20 protein-coding genes are annotated in these 21,793 nt (G+C 56.6%); 7 read left to right on the plus strand and 13 right to left on the minus strand.

The annotated features are described in order from the left end of the window. Positions 1-266 precede the first annotated feature (266 nt). The gene (gene gmhB, locus FCN80_RS11670) at positions 267-848 is read right to left on the minus strand and encodes a D-glycero-beta-D-manno-heptose 1,7-bisphosphate 7-phosphatase (protein WP_136990339.1); all 582 of its coding nucleotides are present in this window, start codon (positions 846-848) and stop codon (positions 267-269) included. A gap of 182 nt (positions 849-1,030) precedes the next feature. Here gmhB and metN point away from each other — a divergent pair, with 182 nt between their 5' ends. The 6 genes from metN (at position 1,031) to proS (ending at position 6,819) form a co-directional block, all read left to right on the plus strand. Continuing rightward, positions 1,031-2,062 carry a methionine ABC transporter ATP-binding protein MetN gene (metN, locus tag FCN80_RS11675; protein WP_136990340.1) on the plus strand — a complete coding sequence of 344 codons (1,032 nt, stop codon included), beginning with the start codon at positions 1,031-1,033 and terminating at the stop codon, positions 2,060-2,062. Beyond that, positions 2,055-2,708, plus strand: coding sequence for a methionine ABC transporter permease MetI (locus FCN80_RS11680; RefSeq protein ID WP_136990341.1), 654 nt, complete (start codon positions 2,055-2,057; stop codon positions 2,706-2,708). The genes metN and FCN80_RS11680 overlap by 8 nt, the downstream gene beginning before the upstream one ends. A gap of 70 nt (positions 2,709-2,778) precedes the next feature. Then, positions 2,779-3,594, plus strand: a complete 816-nt coding sequence (locus FCN80_RS11685) for a MetQ/NlpA family lipoprotein (RefSeq protein ID WP_136990342.1) — start codon at positions 2,779-2,781, stop codon at positions 3,592-3,594. A gap of 238 nt (positions 3,595-3,832) precedes the next feature. After that, positions 3,833-4,243, plus strand: a complete 411-nt coding sequence (gene rcsF / locus FCN80_RS11690) for an Rcs stress response system protein RcsF (RefSeq protein WP_136990343.1) — start codon at positions 3,833-3,835, stop codon at positions 4,241-4,243. Further along, positions 4,240-4,956 (plus strand): tRNA (N6-threonylcarbamoyladenosine(37)-N6)-methyltransferase TrmO, encoded by a 717-nt coding sequence (gene tsaA / locus FCN80_RS11695; RefSeq protein WP_136990344.1) that lies wholly within the window; start codon positions 4,240-4,242, stop codon positions 4,954-4,956. The genes rcsF and tsaA overlap by 4 nt, the downstream gene beginning before the upstream one ends. A 135-nt stretch (positions 4,957-5,091) precedes the next feature. Continuing rightward, complete coding sequence (gene proS / locus FCN80_RS11700; RefSeq protein WP_136990345.1) at positions 5,092-6,819, plus strand: proline--tRNA ligase; 1,728 nt, start codon at positions 5,092-5,094, stop codon at positions 6,817-6,819. 82 nt (positions 6,820-6,901) lie between these two features. Here the strand turns inward: proS and FCN80_RS11705 are convergent, their stop codons facing one another. Further along, the gene (locus FCN80_RS11705) at positions 6,902-7,450 is read right to left on the minus strand and encodes a YaeQ family protein (RefSeq protein ID WP_230492627.1); all 549 of its coding nucleotides are present in this window, start codon (positions 7,448-7,450) and stop codon (positions 6,902-6,904) included. 238 nt (positions 7,451-7,688) lie between these two features. Here FCN80_RS11705 and rof point away from each other — a divergent pair, with 238 nt between their 5' ends. Further along, positions 7,689-7,946 carry a Rho-binding antiterminator gene (gene rof, locus FCN80_RS11710; RefSeq protein ID WP_136990347.1) on the plus strand — a complete coding sequence of 86 codons (258 nt, stop codon included), beginning with the start codon at positions 7,689-7,691 and terminating at the stop codon, positions 7,944-7,946. 37 nt (positions 7,947-7,983) lie between these two features. Here the strand turns inward: rof and tilS are convergent, their stop codons facing one another. From tilS to skp, 11 genes are all read right to left on the minus strand, one after another. Continuing rightward, positions 7,984-9,411, minus strand: coding sequence for a tRNA lysidine(34) synthetase TilS (gene tilS, locus FCN80_RS11715; protein ID WP_136990348.1), 1,428 nt, complete (start codon positions 9,409-9,411; stop codon positions 7,984-7,986). Then, on the minus strand, positions 9,401-9,790 hold the full coding sequence (locus tag FCN80_RS11720; RefSeq protein ID WP_136990349.1) for a VOC family protein: 390 nt from the start codon (positions 9,788-9,790) through the stop codon (positions 9,401-9,403). The genes tilS and FCN80_RS11720 overlap by 11 nt, the downstream gene beginning before the upstream one ends. Positions 9,791-9,930: 140 nt before the next feature. Continuing rightward, positions 9,931-12,093: a lysine decarboxylase LdcC gene (locus tag FCN80_RS11725; protein WP_136990350.1), complete on the minus strand. Its 2,163-nt coding sequence runs from the start codon at positions 12,091-12,093 to the stop codon at positions 9,931-9,933. A 302-nt stretch (positions 12,094-12,395) separates the two neighbouring features. Beyond that, a complete protein-coding gene (gene accA / locus FCN80_RS11730; protein WP_136990351.1) occupies positions 12,396-13,355 on the minus strand; it encodes an acetyl-CoA carboxylase carboxyl transferase subunit alpha in 960 nt (319 codons plus the stop codon). A 12-nt stretch (positions 13,356-13,367) separates the two neighbouring features. Next, positions 13,368-16,850: a DNA polymerase III subunit alpha gene (gene dnaE / locus FCN80_RS11735; protein WP_136990352.1), complete on the minus strand. Its 3,483-nt coding sequence runs from the start codon at positions 16,848-16,850 to the stop codon at positions 13,368-13,370. 79 nt (positions 16,851-16,929) lie between these two features. Beyond that, complete coding sequence (rnhB, locus tag FCN80_RS11740) at positions 16,930-17,526, minus strand: ribonuclease HII (protein ID WP_136990353.1); 597 nt, start codon at positions 17,524-17,526, stop codon at positions 16,930-16,932. A gap of 48 nt (positions 17,527-17,574) precedes the next feature. Then, positions 17,575-18,741, minus strand: a complete 1,167-nt coding sequence (gene lpxB / locus FCN80_RS11745) for a lipid-A-disaccharide synthase (RefSeq protein WP_136990354.1) — start codon at positions 18,739-18,741, stop codon at positions 17,575-17,577. A 2-nt stretch (positions 18,742-18,743) separates the two neighbouring features. Further along, complete coding sequence (gene lpxA / locus FCN80_RS11750) at positions 18,744-19,532, minus strand: acyl-ACP--UDP-N-acetylglucosamine O-acyltransferase (RefSeq protein ID WP_136990355.1); 789 nt, start codon at positions 19,530-19,532, stop codon at positions 18,744-18,746. 4 nt (positions 19,533-19,536) lie between these two features. Beyond that, positions 19,537-20,061 (minus strand): 3-hydroxyacyl-ACP dehydratase FabZ, encoded by a 525-nt coding sequence (gene fabZ, locus FCN80_RS11755; protein WP_230492628.1) that lies wholly within the window; start codon positions 20,059-20,061, stop codon positions 19,537-19,539. A gap of 82 nt (positions 20,062-20,143) precedes the next feature. After that, positions 20,144-21,169 carry a UDP-3-O-(3-hydroxymyristoyl)glucosamine N-acyltransferase gene (gene lpxD / locus FCN80_RS11760; protein ID WP_136990356.1) on the minus strand — a complete coding sequence of 342 codons (1,026 nt, stop codon included), beginning with the start codon at positions 21,167-21,169 and terminating at the stop codon, positions 20,144-20,146. A 3-nt stretch (positions 21,170-21,172) separates the two neighbouring features. Beyond that, complete coding sequence (gene skp / locus FCN80_RS11765) at positions 21,173-21,670, minus strand: molecular chaperone Skp (RefSeq protein ID WP_136990357.1); 498 nt, start codon at positions 21,668-21,670, stop codon at positions 21,173-21,175. Positions 21,671-21,793: the final 123 nt, after the last annotated feature.

The following is a 21,793-nucleotide window of genomic DNA, read 5'->3' on the forward strand; positions in this document are numbered from 1 at the left end:
CTTGATTTTGTGAATCTATAGGTCTTGCGAGTGCCCACACAGATTGTCTGATAAGTTGTTAAAGAGCGTGCGCCGGGGTAACTCCTCTGGCGCGAGGTGGCGTATGTTACGCTTTCCTCATTGGGTGTCAAGCCTGACCGGCTTGCCGCCATTTTCTTTTCGACATCCTGTGATATCTTTCACAGTGCTGGCCGATGGAGGCGCATTATTAGGGAGGCGGCGCAAAATGGCAAGCGAATATCGCCGCTTTTCAATTAAATGGCGATTTATTGTCCGCCACGGCCGGACCGCTGCCTTTTGATGGTCTCGGGCAACTGCGCCAGGCTGCCGATCACCCAATCCGCCAACGCTTCTCCCGCTTCGCTGATCGGCTTGCCGCTGCGGACCAATATTGCGGTGCCAACGCCGGCCGCCCGGCCAGCCTGGATATCTTTCACCGAATCACCCACCATATAAGAGGCGGCCATATCGATATGCAGATAGCGTTGCGCGGCCAGCAACATACCCGGTTTCGGCTTGCGGCAATCACAATCCTGTCGGTAGTCCCCCGACCCCGCTTCGGGATGATGGGGGCAAAAATAAATCCCGTCCAGATCCACGCCGCGATCCGCCAGCGACCAGTCCATCCATTCGGTCAGGCGCATAAACTGTTCTTCCGTGAATTTGCCACGGGCGATGCCGGACTGATTGGTGACCACGACCAGGGCAAAACCCATTTTTTTCAGTTCTTGCAGGGCTTCAATGACGCCATCGATAAACTGAAAGTCATCTATTTCTGAAACATAACCGTGATCGACATTTATGGTGCCGTCGCGATCGAGAAAAATTGCGGGGACAAGCTGTGCCACTAGTTGGCTCCTGAAACATAAACGTTGGCGAGTATCTCACATTTTTCACGGTGAATAACCCGGAAAATGAATGTCAGTTGACTTGGACGTCTAGACGCCTTAACATCCAACACATTGATGCCTGCGGGTATTAATAATTACCATCCACTCTCTCCACAGGTGACTGTTTACAATAACAAAGCATGATAACACTTTCTCATATTACCAAGCACTTCACACAGGGAACCCGGACCATTAGCGCGTTGTCTGATGTCAGTCTTCATGTACCCGCCGGTCAGATTTACGGGGTTATCGGCGCGTCCGGCGCCGGCAAAAGCACCTTGATTCGCTGCGTAAATCTGTTAGAGCGGCCCACCAGCGGCACCGTGCTGGTTAACGGGCAGGAATTAACCGATTTGCCGGAACGCCAGTTGATTATCGCCCGCCGGCAAATCGGCATGATCTTCCAGCATTTCAATTTGTTGTCGTCGCGAACTGTGGCGGGCAACATCGCATTACCGCTGGAACTGGACAACCAGCCGAAAAACGCTATCCACGATCGGGTCGCCGAACTGTTGGCGCTGGTGGGGCTTGAGGAAAAAGCGGACGCCTACCCGGCCAATCTTTCCGGCGGTCAGAAACAGCGGGTGGCCATCGCCCGCGCGCTGGCCAGCAATCCCAAGGTATTGTTGTGCGACGAAGCCACCAGCGCGTTGGATCCGGCCACCACCCGGTCTATCTTGTCCCTGCTCAAGGATATCAATCGTCGCCTGGGTTTAACTATTCTGCTGATCACCCATGAAATGGATGTGGTGAAACGTATCTGTGATCAGGTCGCCGTCATTAGTCAGGGGCGATTGATAGAAGAAGACACCGTCAGCGAAATGTTCTCCCATCCGAAAACGCCCCTGGCGCAGGAATTCATCAAATCCACGCTGCATCTCGATATTCCCGAGGATTACCAGGCGCGGATGTCGCCGGCGCCGGCGCCGGGCAAGATCCCTATCTTGCAATTGGAATTCACCGGACAGTCGGTGGATGCGCCATTGCTGTCGGAAGCCGCGCGGCGATTCAATGTGAATAACAATATCATTAGCGCCCAGATGGATTATGCCGGCGGCGTCAAGTTCGGCATCATGCTGACAGAGATGGCCGGCGACGAGGAGAATTCCCGCGCCGCCATCGTTTTTCTGCAACAACAACAGGTTAAGGTCGAGGTGCTGGGCTATGTCTGAAGCCATGATCGCGCTATTCCTCAAAGGCATCTGGGAAACCCTGGCAATGACGTTTGTTTCCGGATTTCTCGGTTTCGTACTGGGTTTGCCCATCGGGGTCGTGCTCTATACCAGCCGTCCTGGGCAGATTATGGAAAATAGCCGTCTCTACCGCCTGACTTCCGCGTTGGTTAATATTTTCCGATCCATTCCTTTCATCATCCTGCTGGTGTGGATGATCCCGTTCACCCGCTTGCTGGTAGGCACGTCCATTGGTCTGCAGGCGGCCATAGTGCCGCTCACCATCGGCGCGGCGCCGTTTATCGCCCGGATGGTGGAAAACGCCTTGCTGGAAATTCCCACCGGACTGATTGAGGCATCGCGCGCCATGGGCGCCACGCCGATGCAAATCATCCGCAAGGTATTGTTGCCCGAGGCGCTGCCTGGTCTGGTCAACGCCGCGACCATTACCCTGATTACCCTGGTGGGCTATTCCGCAATGGGGGGCGCGGTCGGCGCCGGCGGTCTGGGGCAGATTGGCATTCAATACGGCTATATTGGCTATAACGCCACGGTAATGAATACTGTATTGATATTACTGGTTATTTTAGTTTTTTTGATTCAGGTAAGCGGCGATAAAATCGTTAAAGCGGTCACTCACAAATAAATTTTGGCTTCGGAGACGCCCTGCCGGCGCTCCAACACGACAATGTTATTTATAAAATAGAGGAAGGGATATGTCTTTTAAATTCAAAACCCTGGCTACCATCGGCGCGCTGGTGGGCGTTTTGGCCCTGGCCGGTTGCGGGCAGGATAAAAAAGATCCGAACCACATCAAAGTCGGCGTCATCGTCGGCGCGGAACAACAAGTGGCGGAGGTCGCCCAGAAAGTGGCGAAAGAAAAGTACGGTCTGGATGTGGAGTTGGTGACATTCAATGACTACGTGCTGCCCAATGAGGCCCTGAGCAAGGGCGATATCGACGTCAACGCATTTCAGCACAAGCCTTATCTTGATCAGCAAATCAAGGATCGCGGCTACAAACTGGTGCCGGTAGGCAATACCTTCGTTTATCCCATCGCCGGTTATTCCAAACAAATACACTCGTTAAGCGAACTGAAAGACGGCTCGCAGGTAGCATTGCCCAATGACCCGACCAACCTGGGCCGTTCTCTGCTCCTGCTGCAAAAAGTCGGCTTGATCAAGCTCAAGGACGGCGTGGGCCTGCAACCCACCGTGTTGGACGTGGTCGACAATCCGAAACATTTGAAACTGGTGGAACTGGAAGCGCCGCAACTGCCGCGTTCTCTTGACGATCAACAGATCGCCCTGGCAATCATTAACACCACTTATGCCAGCCAAATCGGCTTGACGCCAACCAAAGACGGTCTGTTCGTCGAAGATAAAGATTCCCCGTACGTCAATCTCATTGTCGCCCGGGAAGATAACAAAAACGCCGAAAATGTGAAAAAATTCGTAAAAGCTTACGAATCCGACGAAGTGAGCGAAGCGGCCAATAAAATATTCAATGGCGGCGCGGTCAAAGGTTGGTGATACTGACCGTCAGGCGGCGCGACGGCGGGCGGGCCAGTTGCCGGCCCCCTTGGCGGTAAGCCGGGCGGTATCCCTGGGACAAATCGATAACCACCGGGACGCATAAGGCCCGGAAGCGGTTTTCGAAGGCGATTCGGGGCGCTTTTTGTTAAGGCGGGCTAAAGCCCGTCTTGTTATTTGCGCCGTTCATTGATTCAATAGCGCCTGTTGAATAACAATTCTACTCCGAGGAAAACCTATGCGTGCTTTACCAGGATGTCTCTTGGTGCTCTCGCTGACAGGATGTTCATGGATACATTCTCCCACATCAACTACCGCCAGCCGTCATACCGCCCCCAACTACGACACAGGCGCCCTGACCGGCCGCAAAACCGCCGCGCAACCGCAACCGGCCAAACTCTATAAATCCGCCGAGGAATTGGTGGGTAAACCTTTTCGCGATCTCGGCGAGGCCTATGGTTCCGTCTGCCAGGTCAATCTACAGGATCCGCCGCCAAGCATAGCCGCAGCACGCAAGGATATGCAGATGCGCGCCGCCCGGATGAAAGGCAATGCGGTATTACTGCATAACTGCGAAACGGTCAGGGCGGTTGCCGGCTGCTATCAGCAAACCGTTTGTCAGGGCACCGCGCTTAAAGTTACGCAATGAGCGAATTCGTCGTCAAGCAGATAGGCGTTATCCACTCGCCCTACAAAGAAAAATTTGCCGTGCCCCGCCAGCCCGGACTGGTTGCCGATGGTACCGGCGAACTGCATCTGCTGGCGCCCTACAATCTGCCGCAGACCGTGCGCGGTCTGGAGTCCTTCAGCCATATTTGGTTGCTGTTCATGTTCCATCACACGATGGAGCAGGGTTGGCGCCCAACCGTGCGGCCGCCCCGCCTGGGCGGCAACAGCCGTATGGGCGTGTTCGCCACCCGTTCAACTTTCCGTCCCAACGCCATCGGAATGTCGCTGGTGACGCTGCGGGGTATACGCCGGGACAAATCGGCAACGATACTTGAGTTGGGCAGCCTGGACCTGGTGGACGGCACGCCGATTGTGGACATCAAACCCTATCTGCCTTACGTCGAAAGCGTGCCCGAGGCGCGAGCCGGATTCGCGCAACACAGTCCGGAAACAGTGTTGGACGTGGTATTTTCCGACACCGCGCGGGAAAAACTCTCGGCGCTGGCGCCCCGTTATCCCCACTTGCGGCGTTTCATCGCCGATGTGCTGGCGCAAGATCCCCGTCCCGCTTATCGTCAGCGGCGGCAAGACCCGAAACACTATGCTGTTTCGTTGCTGGAATTCAATATCCGCTGGCGCGTCGCGGACGGCCGGGCCGAGGTCCTGTCCATTGACGATGTCACAACGGCATGACACCGCCGGGTTGCGTTAAATTTTTACCTGTCTCTTTTGACCACGGGCCCGCACTGGTAAACTAAGCCATTTTTTATAGTCTGCTGCCGCAATGCCGCCGTGGCATAAAGGCGTTCTTTTGGAACATGATTAAATATGCGTACTAGCCAATATCTGCTCTCCACGTTGAAGGAGACCCCCGCCGATGCAGAGGTCGTCAGTCATCAATTGATGCTGCGCGCCGGGATGATCCGCAAACTGGCCTCTGGTCTGTATACCTGGCTACCCACCGGGTTACGGGTTTTGCGCAAAGTCGAAAACATCGTGCGCGAAGAGATGAACAATGCCGGGGCCATTGAAGTCTCCATGCCGGTGGTGCAGCCGGCGGATCTCTGGCAGGAAAGCGGCCGCTGGGAGCAGTACGGCCCCGAATTACTGCGGTTGCGAGATCGCGGCGACCGTCCATTCGTACTCGGTCCCACTCATGAAGAAGTGATCACCGATCTGGTGCGCAATGAAATCAGCTCTTATAAACAGCTGCCGCTGAATTTTTATCAGATTCAGACCAAATTTCGCGATGAAGTCCGCCCTCGTTTCGGGGTCATGCGCTCCCGGGAATTTATTATGAAGGACGCATACTCGTTCCACACCTCGCAAGCATCCTTGCAGGCGACCTACGACGCCATGTATCAGGCCTACAGCGCGATTTTCTCGCGAATGGGCCTCGATTTTCGCGCGGTCCAGGCCGATACCGGCTCCATCGGCGGCAATGCGTCTCACGAATTTCAGGTGCTGGCCGACAGCGGCGAAGACGATACGGTTTTCTCTGACGCTTCCGATTATGCCGCGAATATCGAGTTGGCGGAGGCCATCGCGCCGGCGGTTGAACGCGCCGCCCCCACCGAGGCCCTGCGGCTGGTGGACACGCCGGACGCCAAGACCATCGCGCAATTGGTGGAGCAATTTTCCCTGCCGGTGGAAAAAACCGTCAAAACCCTTATCGTTCATGGCCGGGAAGAAACCGGTCAGGCGTTGGTGGCGTTGCTTGTTCGCGGCGATCATCAGCTCAATGAAATCAAGGCGGAAAAACACCCGCTGGTGGCCAGCCCGCTGGTCTTCGCCAGTGAGGAGGAAATCCGCGCGGCCATCGGCGCGGGTCCGGGTTCGCTGGGCCCCGTCAATTTGCCCCTGCCGCTGGTTATAGATCGAAGCGTGGCGGTCATGAGCGATTTCGGCGCCGGCGCGAATATCGATGGTAAGCATTACTTCGGTATCAACTGGCTCCGGGACCTGCCGTTGCCGGCGGCCGTCGCCGATTTACGCAATGTCGTGGCGGGGGATCCCAGTCCGGACGGTAAAGGCACGTTGCTCATCAAACGCGGCATCGAGGTGGGCCATATTTTCCAGCTCGGCACCAAATATTCCCAGGCAATGAAAGCCACGGTACAGGGAGAGGATGGCCGCAACCAGGTACTGCTGATGGGGTGCTATGGTATCGGCATCACCCGCGTGGTCGCAGCGGCCATTGAGCAGAACCACGATGAGCGCGGCATCCTCTGGCCGGGCGCTATCGCGCCGTTCCAGGTCGCCCTTCTGCCGATGAACATGCACAAATCCTTCAGGGTGAAAGAGGCGGCGGAAGAACTGTATAACGCTTTGCGCGTCCGCGGCATCGACGTGTTGCTCGACGACCGGCGTGAGCGTCCGGGGGTCATGTTCGCCGATATGGAGCTTATCGGTATTCCGCATACTCTCGTCATTGGCGACAGGAATCTGGATAACGAAGAAATCGAATATAAGCCTCGCCAAGGCGGCGACACGCGCCTGGTGAAGATCGCCGATATCGTCGATTATCTGGATAAGCAAATCAACGCCGGTTGCTGAATACGGTTTGCTCTTGCGCCGCGCCGGCGCCGATACTCTGGGCGCCGGCGCTTTCCGTTTCCCCGCGCTGCGGCCTGGCTTTTCAGAGCGCGGTTTTCCATTCCTGAAACGACAATTCCAATTGCTGTCGTTCGTCGGACAGCCACAAGAGGTTATCCTGTAAGGTCGCCTGCAGGTTCATTGTGCGTTGTGCCAGCCCCGCTAACTGCGTGAGCTGTTGGTCGTTGAGAAAACGCACGGCGAGGTTGTCCAGTTGTGCCAACGCCGTGCCGTTTTGCTGCCACCAGACCCGCGCCGCGCGATCATTATAGGCATAAAGCACGACCTGCCGAGCTTGATGGCAAGCCCTGCGCAGGCGTTTTTCCTCCGGTAGCCCCACTTCAATCCATAACTCCGGCTCGCCGCGATCGTTATGCCGCCATAGCGCCGGCTCGTCTTCCGCGCTCAATCCTTTGCTAAATTCCAGCCGGTCGTCAGCGTGACAAATCCACGCCAGCAGGCGTAACATCATTCGTTGCGGCGTTTCCGACGGATGCTGCGCCAGAACCAGGCCGACGTCGGAAAAGTAATGCCGATTCATATCGGCGATATTGACCGCCGCTTTATGAATGGTTGCTTTTAAAGCCATCATATCCCTCAGGTTACACCCAGGCTTGCAGTGTAACCGAGATGGGCCGTTTACCGCCAGAAAACCCGCGGTGGACATCTGCTCTGGGGCCATTAATATCAGAGTAATGGATGCTCTGTGCTATAGTCAGATAAGGAAATACTGTTGAACGATGTAGGTGGGAAAGGGCGAAGTTGAGCCGCTTTTTCCCTCCCTCAGGGAAAAGGCGGTATTTACCGCCGTAACACGTAGGTGAGCGATTATGTCTACCAATGAAGAATATCAACCCATTAATTGTGATGATTACGATAATCTTGAGCTCGCCTGTCAGCGCCATTGGGTTCTTACCCTGACGCTTCGGAATGGAGATACCGTGACTGGCGTGGCGCGTGATATGATCTCAAGGAAGCATGTCGAATACCTGGTTATCGATGAGGCCGGCACCAATCACGACCTGCGGCTGGACCATATTGCCAGTTTCACCCACCCGGAACTCGGCACCGTGGTGGTCAGCGAATAAACGTGTCGCCAACCTCGCTTTTATTGACGGGCGGTCTTTACCGCCCGTCGCCGTTCCGCTGCCCGGCCCATTCAATATACCACGTCTGACCATCTCCTGTTGCCTGCCCTTCCCGGGTCACAAACCGCCCAAGCGCCGCAATCAATTGATCATTAAAATAAATCAGTGGAGTGCGCTCTCGCACCCAAGGGGGGACGCAGAGCTCCTGCCAGATTTTTTTCATCTCGCGCCGACGATCCCTTCCCACGATATGCTGCTTGCCAACGGCGGCGAAACGAATGGTAATGACTTCATCTGCGGCGGCGGGCCGGATTGCCATACCCGATGCCGCCAAGCGCAATTGCCCCAGATTGTCCGGTAAAACCAGCGGGTTACCGACATCCGGCCAAGGCAATATACATGATTTCAACGAGGGCCGTTGCTGCACAATATAAAGTCGGTCGCGAAAACGTCGCAATAACAGGTCGCCCAGTTGGTAGCGGGGTTCGGCGTCCCGCCGGCTGAGCGCCACCTCCCGCCAGATTATCTCAAGTTGCGCCGAGGTGGGCATGGCTGCGCCGGCCGCCGCCAGCCAGCGCCGCAATAAGGCGCCGCGTCGCAAAGCGTCCATTTCCAGCATCGGCGCCAGCGCCAGAGAACCGTCCGAACCGGTCAATTCCGCCAGGTTTTCCCGCAACAATGCGTCCAGTAGCGCTTCCTGTTCGGCGCATAGCCGGGCGCTGCGCGCCACCGATTGAGCGAAAAACGGCCAGCGCCGTTTAAGCAACGGTAAAATGCGTAACCGCAGAAAGTTTCGGTCGAAACGATCATCTTGATTGCTGTCGTCCTCGATCCAGACCAATCGCCGCCGGTTGGCGTAAGATGCCAACTGCGCGCGACTGAGTCCCAGCAAAGGACGCAGCAACTCGTGGCCGTGAAAAGACATCGCCGGCGCCATGGCCGATAGCCCGGTTGGTCCGCTGCCCCGTTTCAACGCCAGCAAAAACGTCTCACACTGATCATCAAGATGCTGGGCCGTAAGCAGCGTTTCTCCCGGCAATAACGCGTGATGCAAGGCGTGATAGCGGGCCTCGCGCGCCCCCGCCTCGATACCGGCGGCGGCCGGCGAGACCCGTACCGGTATCACCTCAAAGGGGATCCGCCGCAGACGGCATTGCGTCCGGCAGTGCTCTGCCCACGCATCGGCATTCGCACTCAGGCCGTGGTGGATATACACCGCGCGCAGAGATCCGTCCTCCGGACACTGTTGGCGCAGGTCGGCCAGCACGTCCAGCAAAACCGTGGAATCCAGGCCGCCGCTGAAAGCCAGCAGTAATTGATGACGCGCGCCCAATCGCCAGGCGACATGCCGGCGAATGTCCTCGCCGAGGTCGGCCGAGGGGGCCCGCCCTGGGTCGAAAGCCGACGGTTCGGCAACGTTCGACAACCCCTTTCGTGTTCCCCGGCCATTCTGCTCAGAGTTCATAAAGCTCCAACGGCAATCCATCCGGATCGCTAAAAAAGGTAAAGCGCTTACCGGTCAGCGGATCGGTGCGTACCGGTTCGGCCGCAACCCCGGCACGCAGCAATTCGTCCCGCGCTTCATCCACACTGGCCACGCCGAACGCCAGATGGCGCAAGCCGAGGGCCTCGGGACGGCTGACCCTGGGCGGCGCCGAAGGGAAGGAAAACAGCTCGATAAGGTAGTCGCCATTCAAGGCCAGATCGCCTTTCCAGGACTGCCGCTCCGCCCGGAAATGTTCGTTGATCAAAGTAAACCCCAGTGTTTGGCAATAAAAACGCTTACTGCGCGGGTAATCCGACGCAATAATGGCAATGTGATGAATCCGTTGTAATGTGATCATTGGCCGCCGCCTGATTGCGATAATGCCTTGTCCAGTCCATCACGTTACCCATTCCGCCATGCCGCCGTCAATCGGCGGGCCGAGGATAGCGTGGCGTGGCGCTTGCGCCGCCGCAGGCATCGGTTACCGGTGGATGGGACCTAACGCACCTCGCCCGGTTCTTGGGCATCGTCGGTCAGTACCCGAACCAAATAGCGCCCCTCCTCGGTCAACTCCGCGCCGTGGATATCGGTTTCAAAGCCGGGATACTGGATACCGATGCGACAAAGCATGATGAGAAAATCCAGTAATGCGCGACTTTGCTCAGTGATCATCTCGCCCGGCATCACCAGGGGCACCCCCGGCGGATAGGGTAGCAGCATACTGGCGGAAACGCGGCCGAGCAGGGCCGGCAACTCCACGGTTTCCACCTTGCCGCGCACTTGTTCCTGGAAGGCCTGATAAGGGGTCATTTTCATCTCCGGCAGCAACGCAAACGCGTTGAGCATCAGGCGCGGTAGTTGATATTGCTTGAACAAACCATGTATGCCGCGGGCCAGATCCTGGATGCGCATATTGCGGTAAAAATCCGGGTCTACCGCGTACAAATCGGGCAACATATTCTTCACGCGCAAATTCAGATCATAGGCCCGTTTGAATTCAGTCAGGCCCCGCAATAAACTCATGGCCTTGGTCTTGTCGATGCCGATACTGAACAAAAACAGCAAATTGTACGGCCCGGTTTTTTCCACCACTATCCCGCGTTCGTCGAGAAATTTGGCCACCAACGCCGCCGGGATGCCCTCTTTCGCCATATCGCCGGACTCGTCCATCCCAGGGGTCAGGATGGTCACCTTGATGGGGTCGAGATACAGGTGTTCGGCGTCGGCGTCTTTGAAGCCGTGCCAGGGCGCGCCCGGTTCGATAGGCCAGCATACCGCCTCTTCGATAATTTCCGGCTGCCAGATATCAAAAAACCACCCTTCCGATTCCTGCCGTAACCGTTGCACTTCTTTGCGAAAATGGAGCGCCCGATCGATGGAACGAGAGATCATCCGCCGTCCCGGTTTACCGCGCACCATGGCCGCCGCCATTTCGATGGACGCGACGATCCCGTAATGCGGCGAGGTCGTGGTGTGCATCATATAGACTTCGTTGAATGTGCGTTCGTTATAATCGCCTTTAATATGAATCAATGAAGCTTGGGAAAACGCCGCCAACAGTTTATGGGTGGATTGTGTTTCGAAGATAACTTTCTTGGCGATCCGTTCACCGCTCATCCCGCTTTTGCCCCGATAAATCGGATTGAAATGCGTGTAGGGCACCCAGGCGGAATCGAAGTGGATTGTCGGCACATCCAGCGTTTCCTTGATATATTGGGTGTTGTAGAGCAAGCCATCGTAAGTGGAGTTCGTGATAACCGCATAAACCGGCCAACTCGCGCGCGGCGTGGCGGCCACTTTATCGGCGATGCTTTTCCGCTGGAACTGGTATTTCGGAATCCCCCCCAGAATGCCATGGGCATTACGGATCGGGCAGAAATAAATCGGCACCAAATCGCTCATCATTAGTAAATGCGCCAACGATTTATGGCAATTTCGATCAATGAGCACCGTTGACCCCGCCGGCGCGGCATACATCCCCACCATTTTGTTGGCGGTGGACGTGCCGTTGGTTACCATATAGCTCTGCTCTGCGCCGAAAGTTCGCGCGATATATTCTTCCGCCTCGAGATGCGGCCCGGAATGATCCAGCAAAGAGCCGAGCTCGGTGACGGAAATGGACACATCCGCTTTTAAGGTGTTGGCGCCGAAAAAATCATAGAATAAACTGCCAACCGGGCTTTTCTGATACGCGGTGCCCGCCATATGACCAGGGGTGCAGAACGTGTATTTACCCTCTTTGACGTAATTGAATAAGGCGCGGGTAAAGGGCGGGATGATGTTGTCGATATATTCATCGGTATATTGTCTGATCCGATTGCCAATATCCTCCGCTGATCCCAGACTATACTCAAAAAAATACAGCACCATGCGCATTTCATTCAAGCTGACATCCAGAGATGAATGGGTGTTGATGAACGCATAAAGCGGCAGATATTCATTCAATTCGTTAATATCGAGACACAGGTCCATGCTGTGCTGATCCCAATCAAAGATCACCCCGCAAATACGGGGATTTTGATCGATAAGTTTGAGCAAATCGCCGCTGCCGTTGGGATAGACCAGTTGAAATCCCCTTGCCTTGAGCGCCTCGTCCAGTTCCCTTATCGGCTCATTTTTGTAAAACGCTTTTTCCGGGCACAATATTGCAATGATATTCATACTGCCAATCCTGTTTAGGGCCAACTCCAATAATAGTAGGATAATGAATGAGAGCCTATACCCTAAATACTTCGCTTGACATCGCGGCGGCAAGCCAGCGACGTATTTACCGGGAATGGATGTGAACCGCCTACGGCGGACCGGTGAGAGAGGGGCGGGCCTTTATCATCACCTGGCACATAGTCACCGCTGTGGCCGGGATGAATACGCATGGCCGGCAAAAAGACAGTGTTTGGCGGCGCCAAAGAAAAACCCCGCAAGCGAAACGCCGGCGGGGTGTTAGATAACGACGCATGCGCGCCTTAGCAGTAACCGTAATTCATCAAACGCTGATAACGGCGATCCAGTAATTCTTGTTCTTCCAGAACATCCAGCTCAGTGAGGTCGGCCAGCAATTGGGCTTTAAGCGATGCGGCGATTTCCGGCACATTGCGGTGGGCGCCACCCAAGGGTTCGGACACGATGCTGTCAATCAGTCCCAGTTCTTTTAAACGCGGCGCGGTAATGCCCATGGCTTCGGCGGCGATAGGGGCCTTATCGGCGCTTTTCCACAAAATCGATGCGCAGCCCTCAGGGGAAATCACCGAATAGGTGCTGTATTGCAGCATGTTGACCTTGTCGCCCACCCCGATGGCCAGCGCCCCGCCAGAGCCGCCTTCGCCGATTACGGTACAGATAATCGGCACCCGCAAACCGGACATCTCGCGCAAATTATGGGCGATGGCTTCTGATTGACCCCGCTCTTCCGCGCCGACCCCTGGATAGGCGCCGGGAGTATCGATAAAGGTGATAAGCGGCATATTGAACCTGTCGGCCATTTCCATCAGACGCAGCGCCTTACGATAGCCTTCCGGCGCCGGCATGCCGAAATTGCGACGAATTTTTTCTTTGGTTTCCCGGCCTTTCTGATGGCCGATGATCATGACCGGACGACCGTCAAGGCGAGCGGCGCCCCCGACGATAGCCTTGTCGTCGGCGAATGCGCGATCACCGGCGAATTCATCAAAATCGGTAAAGACATGCTGGATATAATCCAAGGTATAAGGCCGACGAGGATGACGCGCCAGTTGGGCTATCTGCCAGGCGCCCAGATCAGAGAAAATCTTTCGCGTGAGTTCGACGCTTTTCTCGCGCAGGCGCTGCACTTCTTCATCCAGATTAATATCTAATTTTTCGTCTTGACGGCTGACTGCGGTCAGCGAGTCAATCTTCGCTTCCAACTCGGCAATCGGCTGCTCAAAATCAAGAAAATTCAGACTCATACTATTCCTATATTAGTCAAATTCCAGTTCCACCTGCTCGTTGCCCACCAGAGTACGCAAATCATTAAGCAATTGGTCGGTCGGCGTGATCCGCCATGCGGCGCCGAACCTTAACTTGGCACGAGCATCTTCACGCTGGTAATAAAGATGCACTGGAATCGTCCCCGATCGATGCGGTTCCAACGATTGGCGAAGACGGTTTAAAAGCTGGTCATCAATTTGCCTGTCGGTTAGCGAGATAGCAAGCCCGCGCGCAAATTTTTCCCGCGCCTCGCTGATGTCCATCAGTTCGCGGGCGGTCATTTTAAGGCCGCCATTAAAGTCATCAAAGCTGACCTGTCCCTGCGCTATCAGGATACGGTCTTTTTCCAGCAAATGCTGATATTTCTCCAGCGCGTCCGTGAACAGCATCACGTCCAGGCGCCCGGAACGATCATCGAGCGTGCATACGCCGATGCGATTGCCCCGTTTGGTGGTCATTACCCGGGCCGAGAGCACCAGACCGACTGCGGTGATGATTTTACCACGTTCGGTGGGATGCATATCCTTCAAGCGGATGCCCCCGCCATATCGCTCGATTTCCCGCAGGTAGCGGTTGATGGGATGGCCGGTCAAATAGAGTCCCAGGGTTTCCCGTTCACCCTCAAGCACTTTGTGGTCCGGCCAGGGCGGCACTGTATTGTATGAAGCCTCCACCGCCTCGGGCGCTTCGGCCAGTACGCCGAACATATCCCCCTGCCCGATGGCTTCGGCCTTGGAATGCTGCTCGGCCGCCTTTAGCGCATCGCCCAGGGAATTCATCAATGCCGCCCGATGCGGCCCGAGCCGGTCGAACGCACCGGACATAATGAGTTTTTCCAGCACGCGGCGATTGAGTTTTTTGATGTCGGTGCGGGCGCAAAGATCAAACAACTCCTTAAAATGACCGTCCTGGTTGCGGGCTTCGATAATGGCTTCGATAGGCCCTTCACCGACCCCTTTGATGGCGCCGATACCGTAAACAATTTCGCCGGCATCGTTGACATGAAAATGATATTGGCCGCTATTGATATCCGGCGGCAGCACTTTCAGGCCCATCCGCCAGCATTCGTCCACCAATCCCACCACTTTGTCGGTATTGTCCATGTCGGCGGTCATCACCGCCGCCATAAACTCCGCCGGATAGTGGGCCTTAAGCCACAAGGTTTGATAGGACACCAGCGCGTAGGCTGCGGAATGGGATTTGTTAAATCCGTAACCGGCGAATTTTTCCACCAGGTCAAAGATTTTCATCGCCAGTTCGCCATTGACGCCGATATTTTCCGCCCCGGCCTTGAAGACCGAACGCTGCTTGGCCATTTCCTCCGGTTTCTTTTTACCCATGGCGCGCCGTAGCATATCGGCGCCGCCCAGGGTGTACCCCGCCAGCACCTGGGCTATCTGCATCACCTGTTCCTGGTAGAGGATAATGCCGTAGGTCGGGTCCAGCACCGGTCGCAACGACTCATGCTGCCATTCGATATCGGGGTAGGATATGGCCTCCCGGCCGTGTTTGCGATCGATGAAGTTGTCTACCATGCCCGATTGCAGCGGGCCAGGCCGAAACAGGGCCACCAACGCGATCATGTCTTCAAAACAGTCCGGTTGCAGGCGTTTGATCAAGTCTTTCATGCCGCGGGATTCCAACTGGAAGACCGCGGTGGTTTCCGAGCGTTGCAGCATATCGAAGCTTTTCTTGTCGTCCAGCGGAATAGCCGCGATATCCATCGCGGCCAATCCCTGTCTGGCACGGCGCTCGTTGATCATCTCCATGGCCCAGTTGATGATGGTCAGTGTCCGCAGACCCAGGAAGTCGAATTTGACCAGGCCGGTGTATTCCACGTCGTTCTTGTCGAACTGGGTGACGGGATGATGTCCTTCCGGGTCGCAATACAGCGGCGCGAAATCGGTGATTTTGGTCGGCGAGATCACCACGCCGCCGGCGTGCTTGCCGGCATTGCGGGTAACGCCTTCCAGCTTGCGCGCCATATCGATAAGCGCCTTGACTTCCTCGTCCGCGTCGTAAAGCGCCGGCAATTGCGGCTCGGCGGCAAACGCTTTCTCCAAAGTCATCCCCGGATCAGGGGGCACCAGTTTGGAGATCCGATCGACGAAACCATAAGGATGGCCAAGCACACGACCGACATCGCGGATAACCGCTTTGGCCGCCATGGTGCCGAAGGTAATGATCTGTGATACCGCATCGCGGCCGTAGGTTTCCGCCACATGATCAATGACCAGATCGCGTTTTTCCATACAGAAATCCACGTCGAAGTCGGGCATTGACACACGTTCCGGATTGAGAAAACGTTCGAACAGCAAATCAAAGGCCAGCGGATCGAGATCGGTTATCTTCAGCGAATAAGCCACCAGCGAGCCAGCCCCGGAGCCGCGTCCCGGGCCGACCGGCACGCCATTGTCCTTAGACCATTGGATGAACTCCATTACAATCAGAAAGTAGCCGGGAAACCCCATCTGATTGACGACTTTCAGTTCCACCTCCAGCCGTTCATCGTAAGGCGGCCGCTTGGCCTCCCGCTCCGCCGGGTCGGGAAACAGGAAGGCCAGCCGCTCTTCCAGCCCCGACCTGGCTTTATTCACCAGATAATCTTCGGTGGACATCTCGCCGGTGGGAAATTGCGGCAGAAAATATTGCCCCAACCGAATGGTGACATTGCAGCGTTTGGCGATCTCTACGCTGTTTTCCAGGGCTTCCGGTAAATCCGCGAACAGTTCGCACATTTGCGCTTCGCTGCGCATGAATTGCTGGGCGCTATAGTTGCGCGGCCGTTTGGCGTCATCCAGCGTAAAGCCGTCATGGATCGCCACCCGGATTTCATGAGCCTCGAAATCCTCTTCGCTGATAAAACGCACATCATTGGTGGCGACGACCGGCAGGCCGTGGGTCGCGGCCAGATCCACCGCCGCGTGCAGATAGGTTTCCTCGTCCGGACGGCCAGTACGGATGAGCTCCAGATAATAGCGATCGGGAAAATGTGTTTGATAGAACGTCAGGCATTGTTCCGCCAGCGGTTGGTTGCCGCGCAACAGAAATTTACCCACATCGCCCTTTCGGCCGCCGGATAGCAGCAACAAACCCGCGCTGTGGTCAACCAGCCAATCGCGATCTATTACCGGCCCCGCGGGGCCATAGCCACGCTGGTAGGCCGCGGAAATAAGCAGGGTCAGGTTCTGGTAGCCGGTATTGTCGGCCGCCAGGATCGTCATATCCGCGAATTCGTCTCCCAGCAGTTCATTGCGGACCAGCACATCCGCCCCGACGATGGGTTTGATGCCGGCGCCGTGGGCGGTATTGTAGAATTTCACCAGACCGCAAAGGTTGGTGAAATCGGTTATCGCCAGCGCCGGCATGGCCAGCGCCGCGGCTTTTTTGACCAGCGGCGCGGTTTTCGCCAAGCCGTCGATCATTGAATAGTCGCTGTGGACGCGTAAGTGAATAAAACGAGGTTCGGTCATTGTTCCGCCACCTGATGGCCAATGTGGAGAGGGCGAGTGCCGATACATATACCGGCAAACCGCATGGCGCGCCACGGCATCATAGTAACCCCAACGCCCGTTTGACCGGGCCGAAACTCCGGCGATGCTGCGCCGTGGCGCCCAATAGCGCCAGCTTTTCAAGATGATAGGCGGTGGGGTAGCCTTTATGCCGCGCGAAACCGTACTCGGGATATTGCAGATGCAGTTCGGCCATTTCCCTATCCCGTGACACTTTGGCCAATATTGAGGCGGCGCTGATTTCCGCCACCAGATTGTCGCCTTTGATCACCGCCCGGGATGGCATGGACAATAGCGGGCAGCGATTGCCGTCCACCAAAACATAATCCGGGATCAACGCCAGACCTTGCACCGCGCGCTGCATGGCCAACAAGGTCGCGTGGAAAATATTCAGTTGGTCGATCTCCGCCGCCTCGGCGCGTCCCAAACTCCAGGCCAGGGCTTTGTCGGTGATTTCGTCATACAGCGCCAGGCGGCGCTTTTCACTGAGTTTTTTTGAATCCGCCAGACCCCGTATCGGCCGGGCGGGATCCAGGATCACGGCGGCGGTAACCACCGCGCCCACCAGGGGACCGCGGCCGACTTCATCGACGCCGGCAATGCATTTGGCGATGGGATAAATGAACAATTCCGTCATCTTCCGGTCCTTAACCAAGAGAGTTTCCCTCCACCGCAATCGTGTTACTTATAGGCTAGCGGCCGGGGGCGGTTCTATCAGTCCCATCACCGCCCGCGCGGCCTGTTCGTCGGCATTGCGACGGATAAGATGATGCAGCTTGCGAAAGATCGATTGCAAATCCCGGGTCGAACTGTCGTCCCCAAGCAACGGCATCAGGGCCGCCGCCAGTTTGTCCGGCACGCAATCCTCTTGCAGCAGTTCCCTGACAACCTCCCGTCCCGCCAGCAGATTGGGCAAGGAGACATAGGGGGTTTTCACCAGCCGCCGCGCCAGGGCGAAAGTCAACGGCTTCATGCGGTATCCCACCACCATTGGGCACTTGGCCAGCATGCATTCCAACGCGGCGGTACCGGAAGCCAGCAACGCGGCATCGCTGGCCACCATCGCCTCGCGCGCCCGACCATCAAGCATGTGCACCGGCAAATCCGGCGCGACCTGGGTTTTGATCTTTTCAAACTGCGCGCGGCGCCGATCGTTTACCAGCGGCGCCACGATAGTCAACATGGGGAAATGCCGACGCAAGCGTTGCGCGGTCTGCAAAAAAACGCCGCTTAGCATGTCCACTTCGGCGCTGCGGCTACCCGGCAGCAAGGCCAGGCAGAGAGCATCCGCGGCAATGCCCAGACTTTCACGGGCGGCGGTTTTGTCCGGCTCCAAGGGCATGGCGTCGGCCAGTGTATGGCCGATAAACTGGCAAGGGATATGGTGCCTGTCGTAAAACGCTTTTTCAAAAGGCAGGAAGGCCAGCACGTTGTCGGTCGACCGGCCGATTTTGAACACCCGCTTTTGCCGCCAGGCCCAAACCGAGGGACTGACATAATGCACGGTACGGATGCCACGCCGCTTTAAGCGGCCTTCCAGCGTGATGTTGAAATCCGGCGCATCAATGCCCACAAACACATCCGGTCGCAAAGCGGTGAAACGCCGGGTCAGGTCGCGGCGGATTTTCAGCAAGCGAGGCAGCCGCTCAAGCACCTCGACCACGCCCATCACCGCCAGTTCCTCCATTTCATACCAGGCCTCGCAGCCCTCGGCCTGCATCCGCGGCCCGGCCACCCCGACAAACCGGGCGGCGGGCAGATGCCGCCGCAAGGCGCGTATAAGCCCGGCGCCGAGCATATCACCCGATACCTCGCCCGCCACCAGGCCGATAACCACGGTAGGCGCGGACATGATTAGCGGATGATGCCTCGTTGCGAGCGGGCGAGAAACTCGGTAAAAGCACCGACCGAGGCGTTTTCCGCCGCCAGCGCTTCCAGCTCGGGTTTAACCTCTTCCAGGGTTTTACCGCTACGGTAAATGAGTTTATAGGCCGCGCGGATGGCCTGTATGGCTTCGCGGTCAAAACCACGCCGCTTTAATCCCTCGATATTCAAACCGAAAGGCGTGGCATGGTTGCCCTGGGCGATAACATAGGGCGGCACATCCTGAGCGACGCCGGAACAGCCGCCGACCATGACGTGCGCGCCGATGGAACAGAACTGATGAATGGCGGTCATGCCGCCGATGATGGCGTAATCGTCGATGGTGACATGGCCGCCCAGCGTGGCATTGTTCGCCAGGATGCAACGATCGGCGACCTTGCAATCGTGCGCGACATGCGCATTGACCATTAAGAGATTGTCGTTGCCCACCCGGGTGACGCCCCCGCCTTGCACCGTGCCCCGATGAATCGTGACGCTTTCCCGGATACGGTTGCGATCGCCGATTTCCACGCGGGTCGGCTCGCCGGCATATTTCAGATCCTGGTTTACCTCACCGATGGACGCGAACGGGTATATTTGATTCGACTCGCCGATGCGGGTGATGCCGTTCACCACCACATGGGATTTCAGCACCGTGCCGGCGCCGATTTCGACCTGTGCGCCGATGAAACAAAAAGGACCGACATGCACGCCGGCGTGAAGTCTGGCGCCGTCTTCTACGATGGCGCTCGGATGGACGAAGGCGGATTGGTCAATCACGTTCTCAGGACTCCCGACGGCGGGCGCACATCATCGACGCTTCACAGGCGATTTCGCCATCTACCTTGGCGACGCCCTGGAAGCGAGCGACTCCGCGGCGCTCTTTGATGAATTCAACCTCAAGGATCATTTGATCGCCGGGTTGAACTGGACGCTTAAAACGAGCGCTATCCACAGCTGCAAAATAGTATAGCTCACCCGGCTCCAGTTTACCGACGCTTTTGAACGCCAGGATGCCGGTCGCCTGCGCCATCGCCTCAAGGATCAAGACGCCCGGAAAGATCGGCTTGCCGGGGAAATGCCCCTGAAAAAAAGGCTCGTTGAAAGAGACATTTTTCACCGCGCGCAAAAATTTCCCTTTTTCGAAATCAAGGACGCGATCCACCAGTAAAAAAGGGAAACGGTGAGGGAGCAGTTCCAAGATCTCATCTATTTGCAGAGTATGAGTGTCAGTAGTCAAAATACTCTTCCTGTCTGAAAAAAACGATGGCATTAACAACACGGCCTGCAACACCCCGAGGGGGGTCATTTAGCAAGCCGCAAATCAAAAATGTCTCCGTCAGGCCAAAGCGGCCCGAACGCGCATTACCCGCTAGGCAGGGCGAAAACGGTCAGTCTTTTGGTGCTGTTTTCCGCTCGATAGCCTTAAGCCGCCTGTTCATTTCGCTGATATTCATGACCAGCGCCGCAGTCTTGCGCCACACTTTGTTCGGCTGTAAGGGAACCCCCGAAGAATAGACGCCGGGCTCAGTAATGGGCCGCATCACCATCCCCATACCGGTGACCGTCACTTTGTCGCAGATTTCCATATGGCCGTTGATGACGCTGGCGCCGCCAATCATGCAATAGCGGCCGATTCTCAAACTGCCGGCCATAATGACCCCGCCGGCTACCGCCGTATTGTCGCCAATCGTGACGTTATGTGCAATCTGGCATTGATTGTCGATGATAACGCCGTTGCCGATAACCGTGTCGTCGAGCGCGCCGCGATCAATGGTGGTGCAGGCGCCGATCTCGACGCGATCGCCGATGCGCACCGTGCCGAGTTGCGGTATTTTTATCCAGGTACCGCGATCATTGGCATAGCCGAACCCGTCGGCACCGATAACCGTACCGGATTGTATCAGGCAATGCTCGCCGACGCGGATATCGTGATAAAGGGTGACATTGGCCCATAACCGCGTGCCGGAGCCGATTTGAGTGTTTTTGCCGATGAAACAGCCCGGACCGATGACCACATCATCGCCGAGTTCCACACCGGACTCGATAACCGCATTGGCGCCGATGGCCACCCGCTCGCCAAGCCGCGCCGTCGGATCGATGACCGCGCCGGGAGCGATATGCTCGGCAGGGGATGGCGTGGTGTCCATTAACTGCGCCATGCGGGCATATGCCAGATAGGGATTGGCGACCACCAGCGCGGCGCTCCGGCAAAACGGCAAATCATCCGCAGCGAGCACCACCGCGGATGCCTGACAGGAGGCGAGCTTTTCGCGAAAGTGGCTATCGGCCAGGAAAGTGATTTGGCCGGCTTTAGCGGACCCCATGGAGGCAATGCCGGTGATAACGGTATCGCCATCACCGTGCAATTGTGCATCCAACTGCTGCGCTAAATCAGCAAGTCGAATAGATGACATGACTTATTTAACCTGTTTTAGCACATCAGGGGTGATGTCCTTGGCGCCGCCGGCGTAAACCACGGCATTTTTATCGAGGACGATATCATAACCCTGCTTGGAAGCGACGACCTTGACAGCGTCTTGTATTCGGCTTATCAGTTTGTCGCGTTCTTCAGCCTGACGGCGGCGGTTATCCTGTTCGTAGGCTTGCGCCTTGTTGGAAAAATCCTCCCGCTGTGCCATGACGTCTTTCTCCAGGCGGTTGCGATCGCTGGCTTTCATGGTGGAGCCGTCACGTTGCAGACGCTGCATCTTGCTTTGCAAATCCCTTTCCTGTGCCTGGAGGCTGGCGGCGCGTCCCTTGAATTCGTTTTCCAATTGCTGCGCGACCTGAGCGCGCTGAGGCAATTGCTGGAAAACGCTTGCGACGTCGACGACAGCTATCTTGTCAGCAGCCTGCACGCTGGCTGAGGCAGCCAATGCTAAACCGAGGCCCGCGGCATACAACCACTTTTTCACTATAAACTCCTTAAACCACAGATAAATAAGCTAATGTTTTTGCGCGACCGAAACCGGCCGCATGGACACGCTATTCCCGTCAACCGGCGGTCAGCGGGCTAAATTTCTGTTCCGCCCACCGAC

The sequence above is a fragment of the Martelella alba genome (assembly GCF_005217455.1).
GTDB lineage: Bacteria > Pseudomonadota > Gammaproteobacteria > Enterobacterales > Enterobacteriaceae > Acerihabitans.

What these genes read in the sequence shown, in the direction of transcription:
- metN (WP_136990340.1), top strand. Translation starts at nt 1,031, where the DNA reads ATGATAACACTTTCTCATATTACCAAGCACTTCACACAGGGAACCCGG.
- FCN80_RS11680 (WP_136990341.1), top strand. Translation starts at nt 2,055, where the DNA reads ATGTCTGAAGCCATGATCGCGCTATTCCTCAAAGGCATCTGGGAAACC.
- FCN80_RS11685 (WP_136990342.1), top strand. Translation starts at nt 2,779, where the DNA reads ATGTCTTTTAAATTCAAAACCCTGGCTACCATCGGCGCGCTGGTGGGC.
- rcsF (WP_136990343.1), top strand. Translation starts at nt 3,833, where the DNA reads ATGCGTGCTTTACCAGGATGTCTCTTGGTGCTCTCGCTGACAGGATGT.
- tsaA (WP_136990344.1), top strand. Translation starts at nt 4,240, where the DNA reads ATGAGCGAATTCGTCGTCAAGCAGATAGGCGTTATCCACTCGCCCTAC.
- proS (WP_136990345.1), top strand. Translation starts at nt 5,092, where the DNA reads ATGCGTACTAGCCAATATCTGCTCTCCACGTTGAAGGAGACCCCCGCC.
- FCN80_RS11705 (WP_230492627.1), bottom strand. Translation starts at nt 7,450, where the DNA reads ATGATGGCTTTAAAAGCAACCATTCATAAAGCGGCGGTCAATATCGCC.
- rof (WP_136990347.1), top strand. Translation starts at nt 7,689, where the DNA reads ATGTCTACCAATGAAGAATATCAACCCATTAATTGTGATGATTACGAT.
- tilS (WP_136990348.1), bottom strand. Translation starts at nt 9,411, where the DNA reads ATGAACTCTGAGCAGAATGGCCGGGGAACACGAAAGGGGTTGTCGAAC.
- FCN80_RS11720 (WP_136990349.1), bottom strand. Translation starts at nt 9,790, where the DNA reads ATGATCACATTACAACGGATTCATCACATTGCCATTATTGCGTCGGAT.
- FCN80_RS11725 (WP_136990350.1), bottom strand. Translation starts at nt 12,093, where the DNA reads ATGAATATCATTGCAATATTGTGCCCGGAAAAAGCGTTTTACAAAAAT.
- accA (WP_136990351.1), bottom strand. Translation starts at nt 13,355, where the DNA reads ATGAGTCTGAATTTTCTTGATTTTGAGCAGCCGATTGCCGAGTTGGAA.
- dnaE (WP_136990352.1), bottom strand. Translation starts at nt 16,850, where the DNA reads ATGACCGAACCTCGTTTTATTCACTTACGCGTCCACAGCGACTATTCA.
- rnhB (WP_136990353.1), bottom strand. Translation starts at nt 17,526, where the DNA reads ATGACGGAATTGTTCATTTATCCCATCGCCAAATGCATTGCCGGCGTC.
- lpxB (WP_136990354.1), bottom strand. Translation starts at nt 18,741, where the DNA reads ATGTCCGCGCCTACCGTGGTTATCGGCCTGGTGGCGGGCGAGGTATCG.
- fabZ (WP_230492628.1), bottom strand. Translation starts at nt 20,061, where the DNA reads ATGACCCCCCTCGGGGTGTTGCAGGCCGTGTTGTTAATGCCATCGTTT.
- lpxD (WP_136990356.1), bottom strand. Translation starts at nt 21,169, where the DNA reads ATGTCATCTATTCGACTTGCTGATTTAGCGCAGCAGTTGGATGCACAA.